The following is an 18,918-nucleotide window of genomic DNA, read 5'->3' as shown; positions in this document are numbered from 1 at the left end:
ATGGATCAGCATATTTTACAGATTAAAAACTTAAGAGTTTCTTTTAATAAAAATAAACAAAAGACTACAGCAGTTAATGATGTAAGTCTTCAAATTGAAAAAGGACAAACCGTTGCTCTGATTGGAGAATCTGGTTCAGGCAAAAGTATTACTTCTCTTTCTGTCCTGCAGCTTCTCCCTTCAAACGGCCAGGTGGAGAAAGGTTCTATCACCTTTAATGGAAAAGAACTTATTAAGAAGCCTGAAAAAGAGATGCGTGAAATCAGAGGCAATGAAATCTCAATGATTTTTCAGGACGCCATTGCCTCGCTTAATCCCGGCATGAAAGTCGGCGTACAGATTACAGAAGGACTTAAATACCATAAGTTAATCCCAAAAGAAGAACTTAAAGCAGAAGCACTTCAATTGTTGGAACAGGTGGGTTTTAAAAATCCTGCGCATATCTATAATCAATATCCTGATCAGCTTTCAGGCGGGATGAAGCAGCGAATCTTAATTGCTATGGCAATCTCGTGCAAACCAAAGCTCCTGATCGCTGACGAACCTACTACTGCATTAGATGTTACGATTCAGAGGCAAGTACTCGATTTAATCGATCATTATAAATCTGATCTCGATGCCTCTGTTCTTCTCATTACACACGATTTTGGCGTGGTTGCGGAGTATGCTGACTGGGTTTATGTGATGTTAGGCGGCCATATTGTGGAGTCGGCAGATGTTTATACGATCTTTAAAAATCCTGTACATCCTTATACGAAAGCTTTGATCGGCAGTATCCCTAATCCCGAAAACGGACAGGAGCGCTTAAAGAGCATTCAGGATTATACGTTTGAAGATACCGGATATGACGGCAGAAAATTCGCGCCAGAAACGTACACATACGAAAGCAGTGCTTTTCATGCTCCTTCTTCATTAGTTGAAGTAGAACCGATGCATTATGTACGATTCTATGATGACGAAAGGAAGGTGATTGCAATTGGATAACCTGCTTGTAAGAGCGCAGAATCTATCAAAATATTTTACAGACAGCTCTGGTGTTCATAAAGCAGTTGATGGTGTATCCCTAAATATTCACAAGGGGGAAACACTTGGAGTTGTTGGGGAGTCAGGGTCAGGAAAAACAACTCTCGGACGTACCATCATGCGTTTATATAAGCCAGAACACGGACAGATCTGGTTTGACGGAAAAGAAATAACGAAGCTAAATGACGGAAAACTTAGACCATATAGAAGAGAAATCCAAATGATTTTTCAAAATCCGTATGAATCGTTAAGTCCGCGTTTAACTGTTGGGGAAATTCTTGAAGAACCGCTGTATATTCAAAAAATAGGGACGAAAAAAGAACGGATGGATAAAGCACTAGGTATGCTTGAAAAGGTCGGCCTCCCTCGAAACTCTTATCAAAGAAAGATTCACGAGTTTTCGGGCGGTCAGCGGCAAAGGATAGGTATTGCACGTGCATTAATTCTAGAACCGAAGTTTGTTATCGCAGATGAACCCGTTTCCGCGCTCGATGTTTCCGTTCAAGCTCAAGTGTTGAATCTATTAAAAGATCTTCAGGCCGAGATGAATCTAACATGTCTGTTTATATCGCATGACTTAAGCGTCGTTCATTACATGAGTGACCGTGTAGCGGTTATGTATCTGGGACATTTAATCGAATTAGCCCCAAAAGAAGAGCTGTATCGCAACCCGATACACCCATATACAAAATCACTGTTATCTTCCATCCCTGTCCCAGATCCAGAGCGGCGTAATCCATATTGGGAGCCGATCATCCTTCCTGAAAAGCCGCTATATCCGCCACAGCTGGTGCATGTCGGAAACGAACATTATGTATCGGCCAATATGATCAATATAAAAGATTTTGAGATTGAAAGTACAAAAAAACAAGTAAGTTATATTTAAAATCGGAGGACTGGCTCATCACCAGTCTTTTCTTTTTGTTGGTTTTGTCGCAATGTCGAAAAGCATATAAAGGCAATGTTACGGCTTAGAAACATAAATTACAGCCTATAAATTAAAATTATAGCTTATAAAGCCTTTTTTCCTATAAAAAGCCCTGCAGGATGACACACACATCACCTTGCAGGGCTTAACCATTTAATTTTCTTCTACTTCTTTACGGTTTTTCTTAAAGATCTTGGACAATACTTCATACACAATTGGTACGATAATCAGCGTCAATAACGTTGAGCTTGTTAATCCTCCAATTACAGTGATACCAAGACCTTTCGAGATTAGACCGCCTCCGCCTGAGCCAACTGCTAACGGAATTAAAGCTCCGATTGTTGCGATTGCTGTCATAAGGATCGGACGAAGACGCGTTGCTCCCGCCTCCAGAATCGCTTCACGCATACTCATACCTTCACGTTCCATATGAATAATGCGGTCTACTAAAACGATTGCGTTCGTAACAACGATACCGATCAACATTAACAGTCCCATCATGACAGATACAGAGATTGTTTCACCCGCAATTAATAATCCGACAAATGAACCAATTACTGCAAATGGGAGTGAGAACAGAATCGCAAATGGCGCGACACCTTCACGGAAAGTTACAACAAGAATGAAGTATACGATCGCAATTGCCGCAAGCATTGCTGCTCCAAGCTGTGTAAATGTTTCCGTCATATCTGCCTGTACACCAGCTACTCCAACGGTTACGCCTTTTGGCATATCCAGCTTATCGATATCTTTTTGGACTTCTGATGTTGCTTTTGAAATATCATCACCTATTGCCTTACCTGAAACGGTTGCGTAGTATTCCCCTTTGCTTCGGGCAAGTGTATTAAGTGTTGTTCCTTCTTCAACCGTTACAAGCTCAGATAATGGCATTGTCGTACCAAGCGCTGTAGGTACTTGTCTTGCTAAAATATCATCAACTGATTTAGGCTGTTTCGTTTGCTCCTGCTGAACAATAACATCTAGCGTATCACCGTCTTTTTCAATCGTCGTTAATACATCATCCGTTTTCGCAGGATTAAGCATCATAACGATTTGACCCGTTGTCAGTCCGTATTTCAGCAGTTCATTTTGATCAACATTAAATGTGTGCTCTACAAACGCATCCTTAGCACTTGATGAAACGTCTTCTAAATGGTCATTCTTCTCCATAACGTCTTCAGCCATTTTTACCGCTTTATTGAGCTTATTTAAATCTTCACTGTAAAACGTATAGCTGACTTCATTTGCAGGACCTGACGATGCCGAGAAGTTTTGGCTCTTCCACTCACCGGATTGGCCAATATCTGCTACATAATCTTCTATATCTTCACGTACTTCAGGGAAGTTATCCATTTCCGGGTCAAAGATCAGGTACATTAATGCACCGCCTGCTCCGCTGCCCGCCATAGCCATCATCGGATCAGCGTTTTCCGTAACAGAGATCTGAACGATATCGATATAATCGCGCTTAAGCATTTCTTCTTCTAATTCTTCAACGTTAGCCAGTGTTTCTTCCTTAAGCTCGCCAGCTTCTGGTGTGTACGTTAAATACATTACTTTGTCTTCTTCACTGCCCATGAAGCTGAAGCCTATTATCGGCGTTAATGCCAAGCTTCCTGCTAATAAAATTACGGCAAATAGTGAAGTGATAATTTTATGGTTAAGAGATTTGTTAAGGATTCCTTTGTACCAATTTGATAATTTACCAGCCTCTTTATGGCTTCCTTCTGTCTTCTCGCCATATAATTTCTTTTTGAATAAGAAGTGAGATAATGCAGGTACGATTGTAATGGCAACAATCAGTGAAGCTCCTAGTGCAAATGTCATCGTTAATGCGAATGGCGCAAATAGCTCTCCAACCATTCCCCCTACAAAGATAAGCGGTGCGAATACTGCAACGGTTACCAGTGTGGATGACAGAATTGGCTTAAACATTTCGATTGTTGCTTCGCGAATTAATGCACGCCCATTTAATTTTTCATCTTTTAAATGCAAACGTCGATAAATATTTTCCACTACAACGATGGAATCATCAATTACACGGCCGATCGCTACCGTGATCGCACCAAGCGTCATGATATTTAAGGTAATATCCATCCAGTTAAGCAACAATAAAGCCATGAAAATCGAAACTGGAATAGAAATGATCGAAATAATCGTTGATTTAAAATCACGCAAGAATAACAGGATAATCATTACCGCGATCAATCCGCCGAAAACTGCTTTTTCAATCATTGTTGTTACTGATTCTTCAATTGGTTTTCCTTGGTCCAGAGATACATCAATCACAAGACCATCGATTTTTGATTTTTCTTCTTTAATTAGTTTTTTGACACTATCCACAACATCAACTGTGTTTGCCTGCTGTTCTTTGACAATCTGGATCGCAATCGCTTCATCTCCATTTGTACGGGAGACTGATTCTACTTTCCCGACCGTTTTGATTTCAGCAATTTCACTAAGCTTTACAAAAGGGGTTGGGTTTTGCGCAGATGGTGTTACAGGAATCATCATATTCTTCAGTTCATCTGCTGTCATGAACTTACCATCTACTGCGACTGCTTCTTCACCCTCTTCAAACTCATAAAGTCCTAATGAGACTGCAATGTTGCTGGCCTGGATCATTTCTTTTACTTTTTCTTCGGTTAAACCAAACTCAGACATTTTGGCTTTGTTATAAGTAAGGTCTACTTCTTCAACATGCTGACCTGTAATTTTGGCTGATGCAACACCATCGATCTTTTCGATCTTTGGAAGAATAATCTCTTCTACTGTTGAAGTTAATTCAACGATATCTTCTTTCGTACTGCTGACACTAAGTGCAGCAACTGGCATCATGTTCATGCTAATCGCTGTAATTGTCGGCTCTTGTGCTGCTTCTGGCAGGTTTACCGTATCCAGTGCAGATTGCAATTCACGTTTTGCCTCATCCATGTCTATACCGTATTCATATTCCACTTGGATGTTTGACATATTAGAATATGAATTCGAATAAACGGCTTTTATATCTTCAAGGCCTTCCACTGCTTTTTCTATTGGCATGGACACATCTTCCATAACTTTCTCTGGAGTCGCTCCAGGATAAACATCCATAACCATTAAGTAAGGAATCGATACATCCGGAATCGTTTCCATATTCATTCGTGTCCCTGAATAAATACCTGAAACTGTTATAATAATGGTAAGCAGCCATACGGCTAATTTATTCATCAGGACAAAATTAACTAAACTTTTCATTAGTCCACCAACCCCTAATTGACTTATCAAACTCAATTACTTATACTAATGACTGATTGGTCATTTGTCAACGAAATATATTAGGAGAGATGAAATGAGTAAAAAACAATTAATTATGGAAAGTGCTTTAGAACTTTTTGCAAAACAAGGTTTTGAAGCCACTTCTGTACAGCAGATAACCGAACACGCCGGTATTTCCAAAGGTGCTTTTTACTTATCTTTCAAGTCAAAAGACGAATTGATCATTGGGCTGATCGATCATTTTATGCTGGAATTCATCTCAGATATTGACCACGTAGTCAAGAATCATATTGATGATAAAAATCTATTAAACGAATTTTATAAAGCAGCGTTTCATTCCTTTCAAAAGCATTCTGATTTCGCCAAAATTTTTATAAAAGAGCAATCGCAAACAGTTAACGAAGATCTCATTTCTAAAATGCATCATTATGACAAACTAATCGATAAGATCATTTTAGGGATGCTGGAACGTTTATATGGTGAGGAAGTCAGACATACAAAATATGATCTGATTTATTGTGTTAAAGGCTTCATGCATACCTATTCACAACTATTTTTGTTCTTTAACGTACCTTTAGATCTGGATTTATTAAGTCAGTCACTTGCAGAAAAAACCTATTTGCTCGCCAAACATTCTGAGACCACCTTTATTTCAGAAGCCCTTTACCAAACGTTTAACGAAACGCTGGATGATAAAGTTACAAAAGAGCAGATCATCGAAATCATTGAACAAAAAATAGAAGAAGTCGATGAGTCTACTGAGAATGAATCCTTAGTTCTGCTGAAACAGCACATTCTAGAACCAAGTCTCAGTCCTGTGATAGTAAAGGGGTTGCTTTCAAATCTCAAAGACCATTCGAAATGTAAGCAGATATCTTATTTGCTTCGGAGTTATCTGGAGTTATAGGATAAACTTTCGGCCGCAGTTAATATCAAATTTAAATCGTAGCGAAAACGCTGCGATTTTTTTAATCAAAAGGATAATTTTGTAAAAAGAAGAATTATATATTATAAATTTGAAAGGAGACTGTTTATTATGAATAACACGGAACTGAATTTTAAAAAAGAAAAGTCTCGGCAAGGAGAAACATTCCTTACTAAAAGCGCTAACTATTTATCTACTTGGTCTCATAAGTATGTACCAGACGCCTTTGTTATTGCAGTATTACTTACATTGTTCGTATTTCTTATAGCATTTTTCATGAATCCTACCAAACCTCAAGAGATTGTTAAATCATGGGGAGATGGATTCTGGACTTATTTAGCCTTTACCATGCAGATGGTTTTATTAATGGTTACGGGTATGACTCTGGCAAGTGTTCCTTTCATGAATAGAGCTTTACAATCCATCGCTAAATTAGCAAATTCCCCACAAAAGGCATATATCCTAACGTTCCTGATCAGTGCACTAGCTTATTATATAAATTGGGGTTTAGCTGTTGTTGTAGGTGCTATTATGGCTAAAGAAGTTGCAATGAAGAATCCTAAAGCTCATTTCCCTCTTCTAGTAGCTGCTGCCTATGCTCCTACCGCTCTATATAGTGCTGGTCTTTCGAGTTCAATCGGATTAACGATAGCTACAGAAGATCATTTTCTTGTTGATGTTATGGGGGTTATCCCTACCTCTGAAACAATATTCAGTGCATCTACCATCATTATTTTTCTATCACTACTAATCACATTACCTATTGTTATCGTACTTATTGCTCCCAAGAATAACATTGTAAGTTTAAATCCAAATCAATTTACAAATCAAACAATTGATAAACCTTCTAGACAAAACTTAACACTTGCTGAAAAACTTGAATGGACCCCTTTTCTAGGTATTATCCTTGGTTCAATTGGCACTTTCTATTGCGTATTTGAATTTATTAATGGCAGCAGCCTGGACTTAAATATAATTAATATTTTCTTTTTATCACTTGGTTTACTTTTACATGGTTCACTAAACAATTTTGCACAGGGGTTTAAAGAAGCAACCCAATCAATATCACCAATTATACTGCAGTTCCCTTTTTATGCAGGGATAATTGCGGTGCTCGGTAGTTCTGGTTTAGGAGCAGGTATTATTGAATGGATGGCATCCATAGCATCTACAGAAACCTTTGATATTTTCACATATTGGTCAGCTGGATTAGTGAACTTGCTCGCTCCTTCTGGTGGTGGTCAATGGGCACTTCAAGGTCCTCTGCAAGTTCCTGCAGGTTTAAAACTTGGCGTAGACCCGGCGACAATTGCTATGGCTGTAGGGTGGGGAGATGCATGGACAAATTTAATTCAACCATTCTGGGCCCTCCCTCTTTTAGGTGTACTTGGATTAAAGATAAAAGACATCATGGGATACTGTTTTATCCTTTGCATTTGGGTTGGTATAGTTACAAGTGTGCTCATGCTCTTTTTGTATTAAAGTAAAAAAATCCTCCCGTTATAGGAGGATTTTTGTTTTATCTCTTTTTCAGTTCTTCCACAATCAGCTTGTTTACAAGCGGCGGATTCGCTTTTCCTTTTGTTTCTTTCATGACTTGCCCGACTAAGAAACCTACCGCTTTTTCTTTTCCGTCTTTATAGTCAGCTACAGATTGCTCGTTGGCATCCAAAATCTTTACTACGATTTCACGGATTGCACTTTCGTCAGAAATCTGCACAAGACCTTTTTCTTTTACGATCTTTTCAGCATCGCCGCCGTTTTCGATTAGCTCTTTGAAAACGGTCTTTGCGATTTTATTAGAAATCGTTCCGTTGCCAATAAGTTTAATCATACCAGCTAGACCTTTTGCCGTCAGAGCGGTTTGATGCAGTTCTCTTCCTTCGTTGTTCAAGTAGGCGCTCACTTCACCCATGATCCAGTTGGATGCTTGTTTTGCATCGGCACCAGCTGTGATCGTGCCTTCAAAGAAATCAGCCATCTCTTTTGTCATCGTAAGAACTTTTGCATCATATTCAGGAAGTCCGAATTCGCCAACATAACGTTCTTGGCGCGCATCCGGAAGCTCTGGAATTTCTGACTTCACCCGGTCCATCCACTCGTCATCAATAAAGATGGAAACAAGATCAGGTTCCGGGAAGTAGCGGTAGTCATCAGACCCTTCCTTTACTCGCATAAGAAGTGTAGTCTTTGAAGCTTCATCATAACGGCGGGTTTCTTGAAGGATTTCTCCTCCTCCTGATACGACTTCACGCTGGCGCTTCTCTTCATGTTCAAGTCCTTTTTGAACGAAAGCGAATGAGTTTAAGTTCTTCAACTCTGCTTTTGTTCCAAACTCCTCTTGGCCGACTGGGCGGATGGAAATGTTAGCGTCACAGCGCAATGAACCTTCTTCCATCTTACAGTCTGAGACACCTGTGTATTGAATGATCGCTTTTAATTTTTCAAGATACGAATATGCTTCTTCTGGCGTACGGATATCGGGCTCAGACACGATCTCGACAAGCGGTGTTCCTTGGCGGTTAAGATCTACAAGTGAGCCATCTGCCGTATGCGTAAGTTTTCCTGCATCCTCTTCCATATGAATGCGTGTAATTCCTATTTTCTTTTTGTTTCCGCCAACTTCGATTTCGATCCAGCCATGTTCACCGATCGGCTTATCAAACTGTGAAACTTGATAGGCTTTCGGGTTATCCGGATAAAAGTAGTTTTTGCGGTCAAATTTCGTTTCACGGTTGATTTCACAATTCAGTGCCAGTGCAGCTCGCATCGCAAAATCTACTGCTTGATGGTTCACTACAGGCAGTACTCCTGGATGTCCTAAACAGATCGGACATACATTCGTGTTCGGCGGCGCACCAAAGTTTGTAGAACAGCCGCAGAAAATCTTTGAGTTTGTTTTTAATTCTACGTGTACTTCAAGTCCAATAATCGTTTCAAATTCGCTCATTTCCTGCACCCCCTACAGCTTCGGCTTCGCTTTATGATGTTCTGTTGCCTGTTCAAACGCATGTGCAACCTTATAGATCGTGCTCTCGTCAAAATGCTTTCCGATAATCTGAAGTCCGATCGGCAGCCCTTCAGAGAATCCGCATGGAACGGAGATTGCTGGTACTCCCGCCAAGTTAACAGGAATCGTCAAAATATCATTCATGTACATCGTTAACGGATCTTTTGTCATTGCTCCGCATTTAAATGAAGCAGATGGCGTTGTTGGCCCGATGATGACATCATATTTTTCAAAGATTTTTGTAAAGTCTTCTTTAATCAGCGTACGGACTTTTTGCGCTTTTTTATAATAAGCATCATAATAGCCTGAGCTTAACGCAAACGTACCAAGCATGATGCGGCGTTTAACTTCCTCACCAAACCCTTCACTGCGGGACTGCTTGTACATGTCGATCAAGTTGTGGCTGTTGTCCGAACGCAATCCGTAACGAACCCCGTCAAAACGGGACAGGTTTGCTGATGCTTCAGATGAAGACAGCAGGTAGTATGTTGCGAGTGCATAGCGTGAATGCGGAAGAGATACTTCTTCCCACGTTGCGCCTAATCCTTCAAGCACCTTCAGAGCTTCCATTACGCGCTCTTTAACGTCAGGCTGGACGCCTTCTCCAAGGTATTCTTTTGGAACTCCAATTTTCAATCCTTTTACTTCGCCTGTGAGTGACGCCAGGTAATCCGGGATATCTACTTTTGCAGATGTAGAATCCATTGGATCATTTCCGGCAATCGCCTGCAGCAAGTATGCATTGTCTTCAACGCTTGTAGTAATTGGCCCAATCTGATCAAGAGATGACGCAAATGCTACCAGACCGTAGCGTGATACAAGACCGTATGTAGGTTTTAGTCCTACAACACCACAGAAAGCAGCAGGCTGTCTGATTGATCCGCCAGTATCTGAGCCTAGCGAGAATAGGACTTCCCCTGCAGAAACGGCTGCAGCTGACGCTCCTGATGATCCGCCTGGTACACAGGAAAGATCCCACGGGTTATGCGTCGGGTGGAATCCTGAGTTTTCATTTGATGACCCCATCGCAAACTCGTCCATGTTTAATTTACCGATTGTGATCGTGTCTGCATTAGTTAAACGTTCAACAACTGTCGCATCATAGATCGGTTCGAAACTCTCTAGAATTCTTGATGCACAAGTCGTGCGGATTCCTTTTGTGACGATATTATCCTTAATCCCGATCGGCATGCCAAATAGCAGTCCTCTGTCAGCACCGGAAACTAACTTCTCATCTAATTGTTTTGCCTTAATGCGGCTGTATTCTTCATTTAATGTTAAAAATGCTCTTACTTTATCGTCAACTTGATGAATGCGGTCAAATGTAGCATCCACAATATCAGTTACACTCAATTCTTTTGTATGTAATAACTGATGCAGTTCTGAGATTTTTTTATCTAAAATCGACATACGTGGTCTTTCCTCCTACTCCAAAATGTTCGGAACTTTAAACTGGCCATCCTTTTGTGCTGGTGCATTTTTCATTGCTTCATCAACTGAAACAGAATTTCGCACCTCATCTTCACGAAGTATATTCTTCAGCTCCAGTACGTGTGTAGTAGGCTCCACGTTATCTGTGTCGAGTTCATTTAACTCTTCAGCAAACCCGATAATTTTATCTAACTGCTCAGTCAGCAATTCGGCTTCTTCATCCGTAACGGCTAATCTGGCTAAATGCGCTACGTGTTTCACTTGATCTTTCGAAATTCGAGACAAACCTGACACCTCCAAGACTTCTTATACCAAAGTATTATTCTGATGATAACAAAAAGCTTGGTGTATAGGCAACTTGAGAAGAGAAGATTCGTGTGATTAAGTTTAAATAGGGAGGCATTAGGTCTTTTTTGGGTACAATAAGGTCTAATTTGAAAAAATTAAGTCTAAATTGATGTACATTAAGTCTTTTTTATAAAATATAGGTCTTTTGACAAAGCTCGACAAATGAAAAACCGACTCAAAACGAAATGTTTTGAATCGGTCTTATCCTTAGATACCCCACTCATGGAGTTCTAAACGGCGTACGCCTTCCTTCACGTAAGGATCTTCTTGTGCTAATGTTTGTGCTTCCTCTAGAGAATCAGCTTTATAAACAACCATACCCCCTGAACCATCGACGAAAGGCCCTTTAAGATGCACTTTATCCTGTTCAACTAGTCCTTGCAGGTAATCCAGGTGAGCCTGGCGGTACTCTTGGTTTAATTCTGGTTTTTCCATATGTAAAATTGCAGCGAAGAATGCCATTTGAATAACCTCCTTATTGATACGTATATCTTACTATACTCCTTATCGTTACCAAAAGAAAAACACCCGGAGTTATCCGGATGCATCAATCTTTTCCGTAGCTTGAATCTTTTGTTGGATGGCGAAGCATGCCTTCTTTCGGCGGTGCTTTCTTTTCAATGAGATCCCGGTTCATGTTCGTGTTCCATCCGATATCATTTGTTGGATGCACCCACTCATCTCCTGCCATCACTTCAGGGTCTGTGTCAGTACTCCAATTGTTAAGAGGGGAATTTTCTGAATCGTAAAAGCTGTCTCCGATCACAACACCATGTTCATTTACGAATGGCGCCTGCATCTTCATACCCGTCTCTTTAAAGTCTGGGGAACTGATCTGATGCGGCATCGTTTCATCCAAATCGACTTCAGGCAGATTCTTCTTTTGCTCTTTATCCTTTGACATCTACTGCACCTGCTTCCATATCGTTATACAATTAACTTCTCCTGAACCAGGGTGGATAATCCATTTTTATTTAGGATTGGGTGGAGACAGATCATTTTTTAAAAAGGCTTATATATGAAATTCTCCGCAAATAAAAAGCCTTTTCTCTAATGAGAAAAGACTCAGCTTGTAGACAAAGTCAGATGTCTACAAGCTTTTTTTATTGTAGAATTAAATTAGATAATGTTTGAGGGGAGAAATTTACATGTTATCTAAGCATTCTACTGAAGGACGTCACCAAGTTACTCTAGCAGCTCTTGACGAGCTTGTACCTCAGGATCATTTGGTACGAAAAATTGATCAAGTCATGGATTTTGACTTTATTTATGATGCCGTAAAACATACATATTCTTTGGATAATGGCAGACCGAGCGTGGACCCTGTTGTTTTAGTCAAAATGGTGCTCCTTCAATATTTATTTGGTATTCGATCAATGCGCCAAACGATAAAAGAGATTGAAACGAATGTCGCTTATCGTTGGTTTTTAGGCTATGACTTCAGCGAGAAGATACCTCATTTTTCAACGTTCGGGAAGAATTACGCACGTCGTTTCCATGATAGTGATCTTTTCGAACAGATCTTCTATCGGATTCTACGTGAAGCTACGAATTATGGTCTGGTTGATCCCACTATTGCTTTTATCGATTCCACGCATGTGAAAGCCAATGCCAATAAGAAGAAGTTTGATAAGAAGATAGTACGTGTGGAAACGCGCAGCTATCAAAACAAACTTGAAGAAGAAATCAATATCGACCGTGAGGCACACGGAAAAAAGCACTAACCCCTCAAACAAAAGAAGATACGAAAGAAGTTAAAGTGAGCACTACGGATCCGGAGAGTGGCTACTATGTAAAGGACGAACGGGAAAAGCTGTTTGCGTACTCTTTTCACACCGCCAGTGATTCAAGAGGTTTTATTCTTGGAAGTCTCGTCACCGGAGCCAATGTTCATGACAGTAGAATGCTCGAGCCACTTGTAAATCAGTTGTTAGAAAACGTAGGAAAACCGAACGCCTTAGCTGTAGATGCAGGATATAAAACACCGCCGATTGCCAAGTTTTTGATGGACCAGGAAATTCGCCCAGTAATGCCTTACACACGACCGAAAACCAAAGATGGATACATGAAGAAGTACGAATATGTTTACGATGAACATTACGATCAATACATATGTCCGCAAGGCGAAACGTTACCCTATAGAACGACGACCCGCGAGGGCTATCGTCAATACGCTTCCAATCCTTTGAAGTGCAAACAGTGTCCTTTGCTTTCTCAATGTACGCAGAGTAAACAGCACATCAAGATGATCCACCGGCACATCTGGGAGGAGTACTTGGAGGAAGCCGATCACCTTCGTCATACGGAGGAGAATAAAAAAATATATGCACAGCGAAAAGAAACGATTGAACGTGTCTTCGCTGATGCAAAAGAAAAGCATGGTATGCGTTGGACGAAGCTGAGAGGGCTTAAAAAAGTTTCCGCGCACGCGATGCTTACTTTCGCTGCCATGAATCTTAAAAAACTGGCAAACTGGACATGGCGAGGTCCATGTCCAGTGTAAGTTAAGCTAGAATTCCTTTGGAAAACCTAGAAAAAATGAACAAACCCCATCTCAAATCAATTTGAGATGGGGTTTGTCTACGTTCTGAGCCTTTTCTCTAATGAGAAAAGACTTTTTGTTTGCTATTAAAGTGTTTCTGAAGTTGTTTTTGCTTGCATGTGAAGGATCAGGTAGTCTGGTCCGCCTGCTTTTGAGTCAGTTCCAGACATGTTGAATCCGCCGAACGGCTGGTATCCAACAATTGCACCTGTACATCCGCGGTTGATGTAGAAGTTTCCTACGTGGAACTCTTCACGCGCGCGTTCGATGTGCTCACGGTTGTTAGAAAGAAGTGCACCTGTCAAACCGTATTCTGTATTGTTTGCGATTTCCATCATGTGATCGAAGTCACGTGCTTTACATACCGCTACAACTGGTCCGAAGATTTCTTCTTGCATCAAGCGAGCTTTTTCATCAACATCAGCAAAGATCGTTGGCTGGATGAAGTAACCTTTAGAATCGTCGCCTTCTCCACCAGTCATCAGACGGCCTTCTTCTTTTCCGATTTCGATGTACTTCATAATTTTGTTGAATGAAGCTTGGTCGATTACCGGCCCCATGTATGTTCCAACTTCTTCTGGGCTGCCCATCGTTAATGTTTTAGTAAGAGCTACTGCTTTTTCTAAAACTTCATCGTAAACGTCTTGGTGGATTACTGCACGAGATCCAGCAGAACATTTTTGTCCAGAGAATCCGAATGCAGAGTAAACGATTGAGCTTGCTGCTAATTCAAGATCAGCGTCACGGTCAACAACAACTGTGTCTTTTCCGCCCATTTCAGCGATTACACGCTTAAGCCAGATTTGGCCAGGGTGTACTTTTGCTGCGCGCTCATAGATACGGCAGCCTACTTCACGAGAACCTGTGAATGATACGAAACGAGTTTTCGGGTGGTCTACTAGGTAGTCACCGATTTCTGCTCCGCTTCCAGGAACGTAGTTAAGTACGCCTGCAGGAAGTCCTGCTTCTTCCATTACTTGAACGAACATTGCTGCGATAACTGGAGTTGAGTTCGCTGGCTTCAGCAATACAGTGTTACCAGAAACGAACGCAGCTGCTGCAGTACCCGCCATGATCGCAAACGGGAAGTTGAATGGAGAGATAACGATACCTACTCCAAGTGGAATGTAGTTAAATTTATTGATTTCACCATCGCGGCTTACAACTGGCTGACCAGCTTTAAGCTTGATCGCTTGGCGTGCATAGTATTCTAAAAAGTCGATAGCTTCAGCTGTATCAGCGTCTGCTTCTTTCCATGGCTTACCTGCTTCTTTTGTAAGCATAGCGGAGAATTCATATTTACGGCGGCGGATGATCGCTGCTGCACGGAACAAGATGTTCGCACGGTGCTCAGGATCCCACTTTTTCCAAGATTCGAAAGCAGTTAGTGCAGCTTGCATTGCTTGCTCAGCGTGATCTTGAGTCGCTTTTGAAACAGATCCAATCACTTCTTCTTTGTTAGCTGGATTTATAGAAACAATCTTTTCATCTGTTGTGATTTTCTCACTGCCGATAACAAGTGGAAACTCTTGTCCAAGCTTGGAATTAATAACCTTCAAGCCTGCTTCATAAGCTTCCTTGTTTGCAGGAACTGAAAAATCCATAAATGGTTCATGACGGTATTCACGTGTCATAATAAATTCCCCTCCTAATAAAGCGTTTTCAAAATTGGTTTTCCCAACGTTCATTCTACATGAACATAGCGTTTTGTTCAAACAAACAGAAATAGTCAGAATTCTTTATTTTTCAAGGGATTGACCGCGTTTATGCATGTTCTTTCTTTGTGATGAATGATTAATCCATATAAGTTACTTTTAGTTATGAAATTCTGGTAAAAACACGAATAAATATACTTCTGATGGTTTGTAAATAGTCGCCTATTTTCGTTGTTAGTTGTTAACGTTTTACGGTACGTGTTCTTTTATTTATTACACGTTCGCCCAGTGACATTGGGTTTTCGCCCGTTCGAGTACTCTTTACGCCCCTGCCGGGTGTAGTTACACCCCAACACCTTTATGTTTCACCCGATGACTACCCATTTTCGCCCCGTGAAGTTGTCTTTACATATAATTCACCTTAAATGGGTTACAGATATACAAAAGTTCATTACAAAAAAAGAAAACTGACACCAAAAGGGTAAGTTTGAAGTCCTTTTGGGTCAGCTTCTTCTCTTAATTGAACTATTTTCGATAGATATGAACAAATGGTTCTTCTTGTGTTGTATCGTCTTTGATGATCAGTGCTTCTGGCTGGTCAACTGCGGAACCGATGTATACTTCAATCGGAACATTCGGCAGGTCCCCAAGAGCCGATGTTGCGACGAACTGAGTGAAGGAGATGATCTCAGCTTTCCCTCTGAACTGTACAGGGATTTCGATCGTCATTCGCTCTAAGTTGCCATCTTTATAGAACCCTTTTCCGATTACACCAATAAAATTCGGGAAGTATTCCTGAACTTTGGCTTTGAAAGCTGTAAACTTCTCATGATCACTTCGTTTCTTTTTGGAAGCTATGTCTGACGGGAACAATAGATAATCCTCATCGATGTCTTCCCACGAACTGATCGAGTTGCTTCCTTTTTTCACAACTCCAGCAGAAATGAAGTTCCCTGGCGTTACTGAATCACGTTCTTCTTCTTGATAAAGGGCAATTACGATAGGAACATCTTGAAGTTTAGGATCTTGACGCAAACGGCTTGCGACCTGCCCCCCTATCTTTTGTGCTTCTTTTTGAACTTTTCCGCGATCCAGCTTAACTTCACCTGGATAAATCAAGCTATCTTTCTTTACGTCAAAATAATATGTGGAGTTAAAAGATAGACCGATTACTACGCCGCCAAGCTTTACTTTGCCATCTCCGCTTTGAACAAGATAGTTATGCTCTAGAACATAAGAAAGGTATTTCGGACTATTCTTATTGGCCTCTTGCAATTTTTTTACGTAGTCCGGATCACCTTCATCGACTTTGGCACCCAGTTTCGGGTTCAAACCAGTCTGATCCAAATCACTTTTGCTCTTTCCCGACTTTTCATCTTCTCTTCTCAGCCAATTTGTAACAGTAGGTTCGTTTAAGAACTGGCCTTCTTGGAAAAAGTATTTATCTGTATTAAAAGTATCTTGAGCTACTCGCATCAAGCCCATTTCGAACTCGTTAATATCCAGGCGGTTATCTACACCATAACGGATAACACCGCGTGCTCCGCCTGGCTCAAATGGAAAAATGCTTCGGTAATACTTTTCCCCTGTATTGATTTCCCCAGTGATGATCGCTTTTTCTTCTTTCTTCCCCTTTTCCTGTACAACCTTTTCTTCTTTTTCCAGCTCATCGTCACCCAGACAGCCAGTCAAAACGAGTAAAAGGCTTAAGAAAAGGAGTCCAACCCGTTTAATCATTACGGACACTCCTCTAATAGATGGTTAGCTCTCGCCAATCTTTATTTGTTGAGCTCATCAACCAATTGCTGTTCATCCCAGATATCAATGCCAAGCTTCTTTGCCTTATCAAGCTTAGAACCTGCATCTTCCCCTGCGATCAGCATATCTGTATTTTTACTCACGCTTCCGGTCACTTTTGCACCTAGGCGCTCCAATTTTTCTTTTGCATCATTACGTGTCAAAATGGACAGCTTTCCAGTAAGAACAACGGTCTTCCCTGCAAACGGCGTGTCCAGATCTTCAACTTTAATGAGCTTTGGCCCTTTGTATGTCATGTTCACACCAAGGCTCTGCAATTCTTCCATCAGTTCTTTCACTTCAGGCTTCGAGAAGTATAATTGAATAGAATCAGCCATCTTTTCACCGATTTCTTCTACTTCTAAAAGTTCTTCTTTCGTTGCGGCCATCAATGTTTCCATCGTTTCAAAGCGCTGAGCAATCGTCTTAGCCGCCTTTGCTCCTACATGACGGATTCCGAGTCCGAAAAGAAGACGCTCTAATGAGTTTTCTTTTGATTTCTCGATCGCTGCAAGCAGATTGTCTGCAGATTTTTCACCCATACGCTCTAATTCTAACAGTTTTTCACGCTCAAGCTTATATAAATCTGCAACATTATCAATGAGTTTTTCTTTAAAAAGCTGTGCGACTACTTTTTCCCCAAGCCCGTCAATATTCATCGCGTTTCTTGATACAAAATGAATGAAACCTTCACGGATCTGTGCCGGACATTGTGGATTTATGCAGCGAAGTGCCACTTCGCCGTCCAAACGCTCGAGCTTGCTTTCACACTCTGGGCATTCTGTCGGCATATTGAAATCCGTTTCGTCTCCTGTTCTGCGCTCTGTTATAACGTTAACTACTTCAGGGATAATGTCTCCCGCTTTTTTCACAACAACATAGTCACCAATTTTAATGTCTTTTTCGCGAATCAGATCTTCATTATGTAATGAAGCGCGTTTGACTGTCGTTCCAGCTACTAAAACGGGCTGAAGCAATGCCGTTGGTGTAACCACACCTGTACGGCCGACGTTAAGTTCGATTCCTTCAAGCTTTGTAACAACTTCCTCAGCCGGAAACTTGTACGCGATCGCCCAACGTGGATTTTTCGCAGTGAACCCTAATTCTTCTTGCTGATATAACGAGTTAACTTTAATTACGATGCCATCGATTTCGTACGGAAGATCAGGACGCTTCTCCTGCCAGCCGTTCACGTACTCGATCACTTCATCAATGTTATCGCATTTTTTCCACTCAGCATTCGTTTTGAAACCTAAGTGACTCAAATAAGTTAAGCTCTCATCATGAGAATCTACCGAGTGACCTTCAAGTTTTCCTACTCCATAAACGAAAATATCAAGGTTTCGGCTAGCTGCAATCTTCGGATCAAGCTGACGCAATGAACCTGCTGCGGCATTCCTTGGATTCGCAAAAAGCTCCTGTCCTTCTTCTTCACGGTGAGCGTTTAGCTTCTGGAATGATTTCTTTGGCATGAACGCCTCTCCGCGCACTTCGAGCCTAACAGGATCTTTCAGCCTAAATGGAATGGAACGAATTGTCTTTAAATTGTTCGTAATGTCCTCACCAATTGTACCGTCGCCACGGGTTGCACCTCTTACAAACCTTCCATCCTCATAAAGAAGAGAAACGGCAAGCCCATCGATTTTAAGCTCGGCAACATATGTCACGTTATCACCGACCCCATCGCGTACACGGCGGTCAAAATCACGAAGGTCCTGATCATTGAATGCATTTCCCAGGCTTAGCATCGGAACAGTGTGTTCAACTTTTTCAAAAAAGTCCAAAATGGCACCGCCTACACGTGATGTAGGCGAATGATCGTCATGGAGTTCAGGATGATTATTCTCGAGTTCGATCAGCTCTTTCATAAGCTGGTCATATTCAGCATCAGGTACAGACGGTTTGTCCAGTACATGATATTCGTAATTGTATTTTTCTAAAAGCTCCCGGAGCTCCAGGATTCTTTCCTTCGCGTGTTCTTCGTTCAACCTGTTCCACTCC

General features: G+C 41.1%; 13 protein-coding genes and 1 pseudogene. 5 read left to right on the top strand and 9 right to left on the bottom strand.

Annotated features, from left to right (window positions below; genetic code table 11):
- Together ABE41_RS01505 and ABE41_RS01500 are read left to right on the top strand one after the other, a co-directional pair.
- Positions 1 to 984, top strand: coding sequence for an ABC transporter ATP-binding protein (locus tag ABE41_RS01505; protein WP_066285798.1), 984 nt, complete (start codon positions 1 to 3; stop codon positions 982 to 984).
- The gene (locus ABE41_RS01500) at positions 977 to 1,909 is read left to right on the top strand and encodes an ABC transporter ATP-binding protein (protein ID WP_066285795.1); all 933 of its coding nucleotides are present in this window, start codon (positions 977 to 979) and stop codon (positions 1,907 to 1,909) included. Before ABE41_RS01505 ends, ABE41_RS01500 begins: the two co-directional genes overlap by 8 nt.
- 195 nt (positions 1,910 to 2,104) lie before the next feature.
- On the opposite strand, the gene ABE41_RS01495 is transcribed toward ABE41_RS01500, so the two are convergent.
- On the bottom strand, positions 2,105 to 5,188 hold the full coding sequence (locus ABE41_RS01495) for an efflux RND transporter permease subunit (protein ID WP_066285793.1): 3,084 nt from the start codon (positions 5,186 to 5,188) through the stop codon (positions 2,105 to 2,107).
- A gap of 94 nt (positions 5,189 to 5,282) precedes the next feature.
- Between ABE41_RS01495 and ABE41_RS01490 the strand changes: the two genes are divergently transcribed.
- Together ABE41_RS01490 and ABE41_RS01485 are read left to right on the top strand one after the other, a co-directional pair.
- Positions 5,283 to 6,116 carry a TetR/AcrR family transcriptional regulator gene (locus tag ABE41_RS01490; protein ID WP_066285791.1) on the top strand — a complete coding sequence of 278 codons (834 nt, stop codon included), beginning with the start codon at positions 5,283 to 5,285 and terminating at the stop codon, positions 6,114 to 6,116.
- Positions 6,117 to 6,245: 129 nt separating this feature from the next.
- Entirely contained in the window at positions 6,246 to 7,616 is a 1,371-nt protein-coding gene (locus ABE41_RS01485) for a short-chain fatty acid transporter (protein ID WP_066285789.1), read from the top strand.
- A gap of 37 nt (positions 7,617 to 7,653) precedes the next feature.
- Here ABE41_RS01485 and gatB read toward each other — a convergent pair whose 3' ends face one another.
- The 5 genes from gatB to ABE41_RS01460 all read right to left on the bottom strand — a co-directional run bounded on the left by gatB (position 7,654) and on the right by ABE41_RS01460 (position 11,827).
- Positions 7,654 to 9,084: an Asp-tRNA(Asn)/Glu-tRNA(Gln) amidotransferase subunit GatB gene (gene gatB / locus ABE41_RS01480; RefSeq protein WP_066285788.1), complete on the bottom strand. Its 1,431-nt coding sequence runs from the start codon at positions 9,082 to 9,084 to the stop codon at positions 7,654 to 7,656.
- A 12-nt stretch (positions 9,085 to 9,096) separates the two neighbouring features.
- The gene (gene gatA, locus ABE41_RS01475) at positions 9,097 to 10,554 is read right to left on the bottom strand and encodes an Asp-tRNA(Asn)/Glu-tRNA(Gln) amidotransferase subunit GatA (protein WP_066285786.1); all 1,458 of its coding nucleotides are present in this window, start codon (positions 10,552 to 10,554) and stop codon (positions 9,097 to 9,099) included.
- 15 nt (positions 10,555 to 10,569) lie between these two features.
- On the bottom strand, positions 10,570 to 10,860 hold the full coding sequence (gene gatC / locus ABE41_RS01470; protein WP_066285784.1) for an Asp-tRNA(Asn)/Glu-tRNA(Gln) amidotransferase subunit GatC: 291 nt from the start codon (positions 10,858 to 10,860) through the stop codon (positions 10,570 to 10,572).
- A 270-nt stretch (positions 10,861 to 11,130) separates the two neighbouring features.
- Positions 11,131 to 11,385: a YciI family protein gene (locus tag ABE41_RS01465; RefSeq protein ID WP_066285781.1), complete on the bottom strand. Its 255-nt coding sequence runs from the start codon at positions 11,383 to 11,385 to the stop codon at positions 11,131 to 11,133.
- A gap of 85 nt (positions 11,386 to 11,470) precedes the next feature.
- Positions 11,471 to 11,827 carry a DUF3905 domain-containing protein gene (locus ABE41_RS01460; protein WP_066285780.1) on the bottom strand — a complete coding sequence of 119 codons (357 nt, stop codon included), beginning with the start codon at positions 11,825 to 11,827 and terminating at the stop codon, positions 11,471 to 11,473.
- 244 nt (positions 11,828 to 12,071) lie between these two features.
- Here ABE41_RS01460 and ABE41_RS01455 point away from each other — a divergent pair.
- A pseudogene (locus ABE41_RS01455) lies at positions 12,072 to 13,426 on the top strand (IS1182 family transposase).
- Between the two features lie 125 nt (positions 13,427 to 13,551).
- Here the strand turns inward: ABE41_RS01455 and pruA are convergent.
- The 3 genes from pruA to ligA form a co-directional block, all read right to left on the bottom strand.
- Positions 13,552 to 15,099: an L-glutamate gamma-semialdehyde dehydrogenase gene (gene pruA / locus ABE41_RS01450; RefSeq protein ID WP_066285778.1), complete on the bottom strand. Its 1,548-nt coding sequence runs from the start codon at positions 15,097 to 15,099 to the stop codon at positions 13,552 to 13,554.
- A gap of 546 nt (positions 15,100 to 15,645) precedes the next feature.
- Positions 15,646 to 16,857, bottom strand: a complete 1,212-nt coding sequence (locus ABE41_RS01445) for a CamS family sex pheromone protein (RefSeq protein WP_083207608.1) — start codon at positions 16,855 to 16,857, stop codon at positions 15,646 to 15,648.
- A 41-nt stretch (positions 16,858 to 16,898) separates the two neighbouring features.
- Positions 16,899 to 18,905, bottom strand: a complete 2,007-nt coding sequence (gene ligA / locus ABE41_RS01440; protein WP_066285777.1) for an NAD-dependent DNA ligase LigA — start codon at positions 18,903 to 18,905, stop codon at positions 16,899 to 16,901.
- Positions 18,906 to 18,918: the final 13 nt, after the last annotated feature.

Source organism: Fictibacillus arsenicus (assembly GCF_001642935.1).
GTDB lineage: Bacteria > Bacillota > Bacilli > Bacillales > Fictibacillaceae > Fictibacillus > Fictibacillus arsenicus_B.
This window is presented reverse-complemented; position numbering and strand designations above follow the sequence as displayed.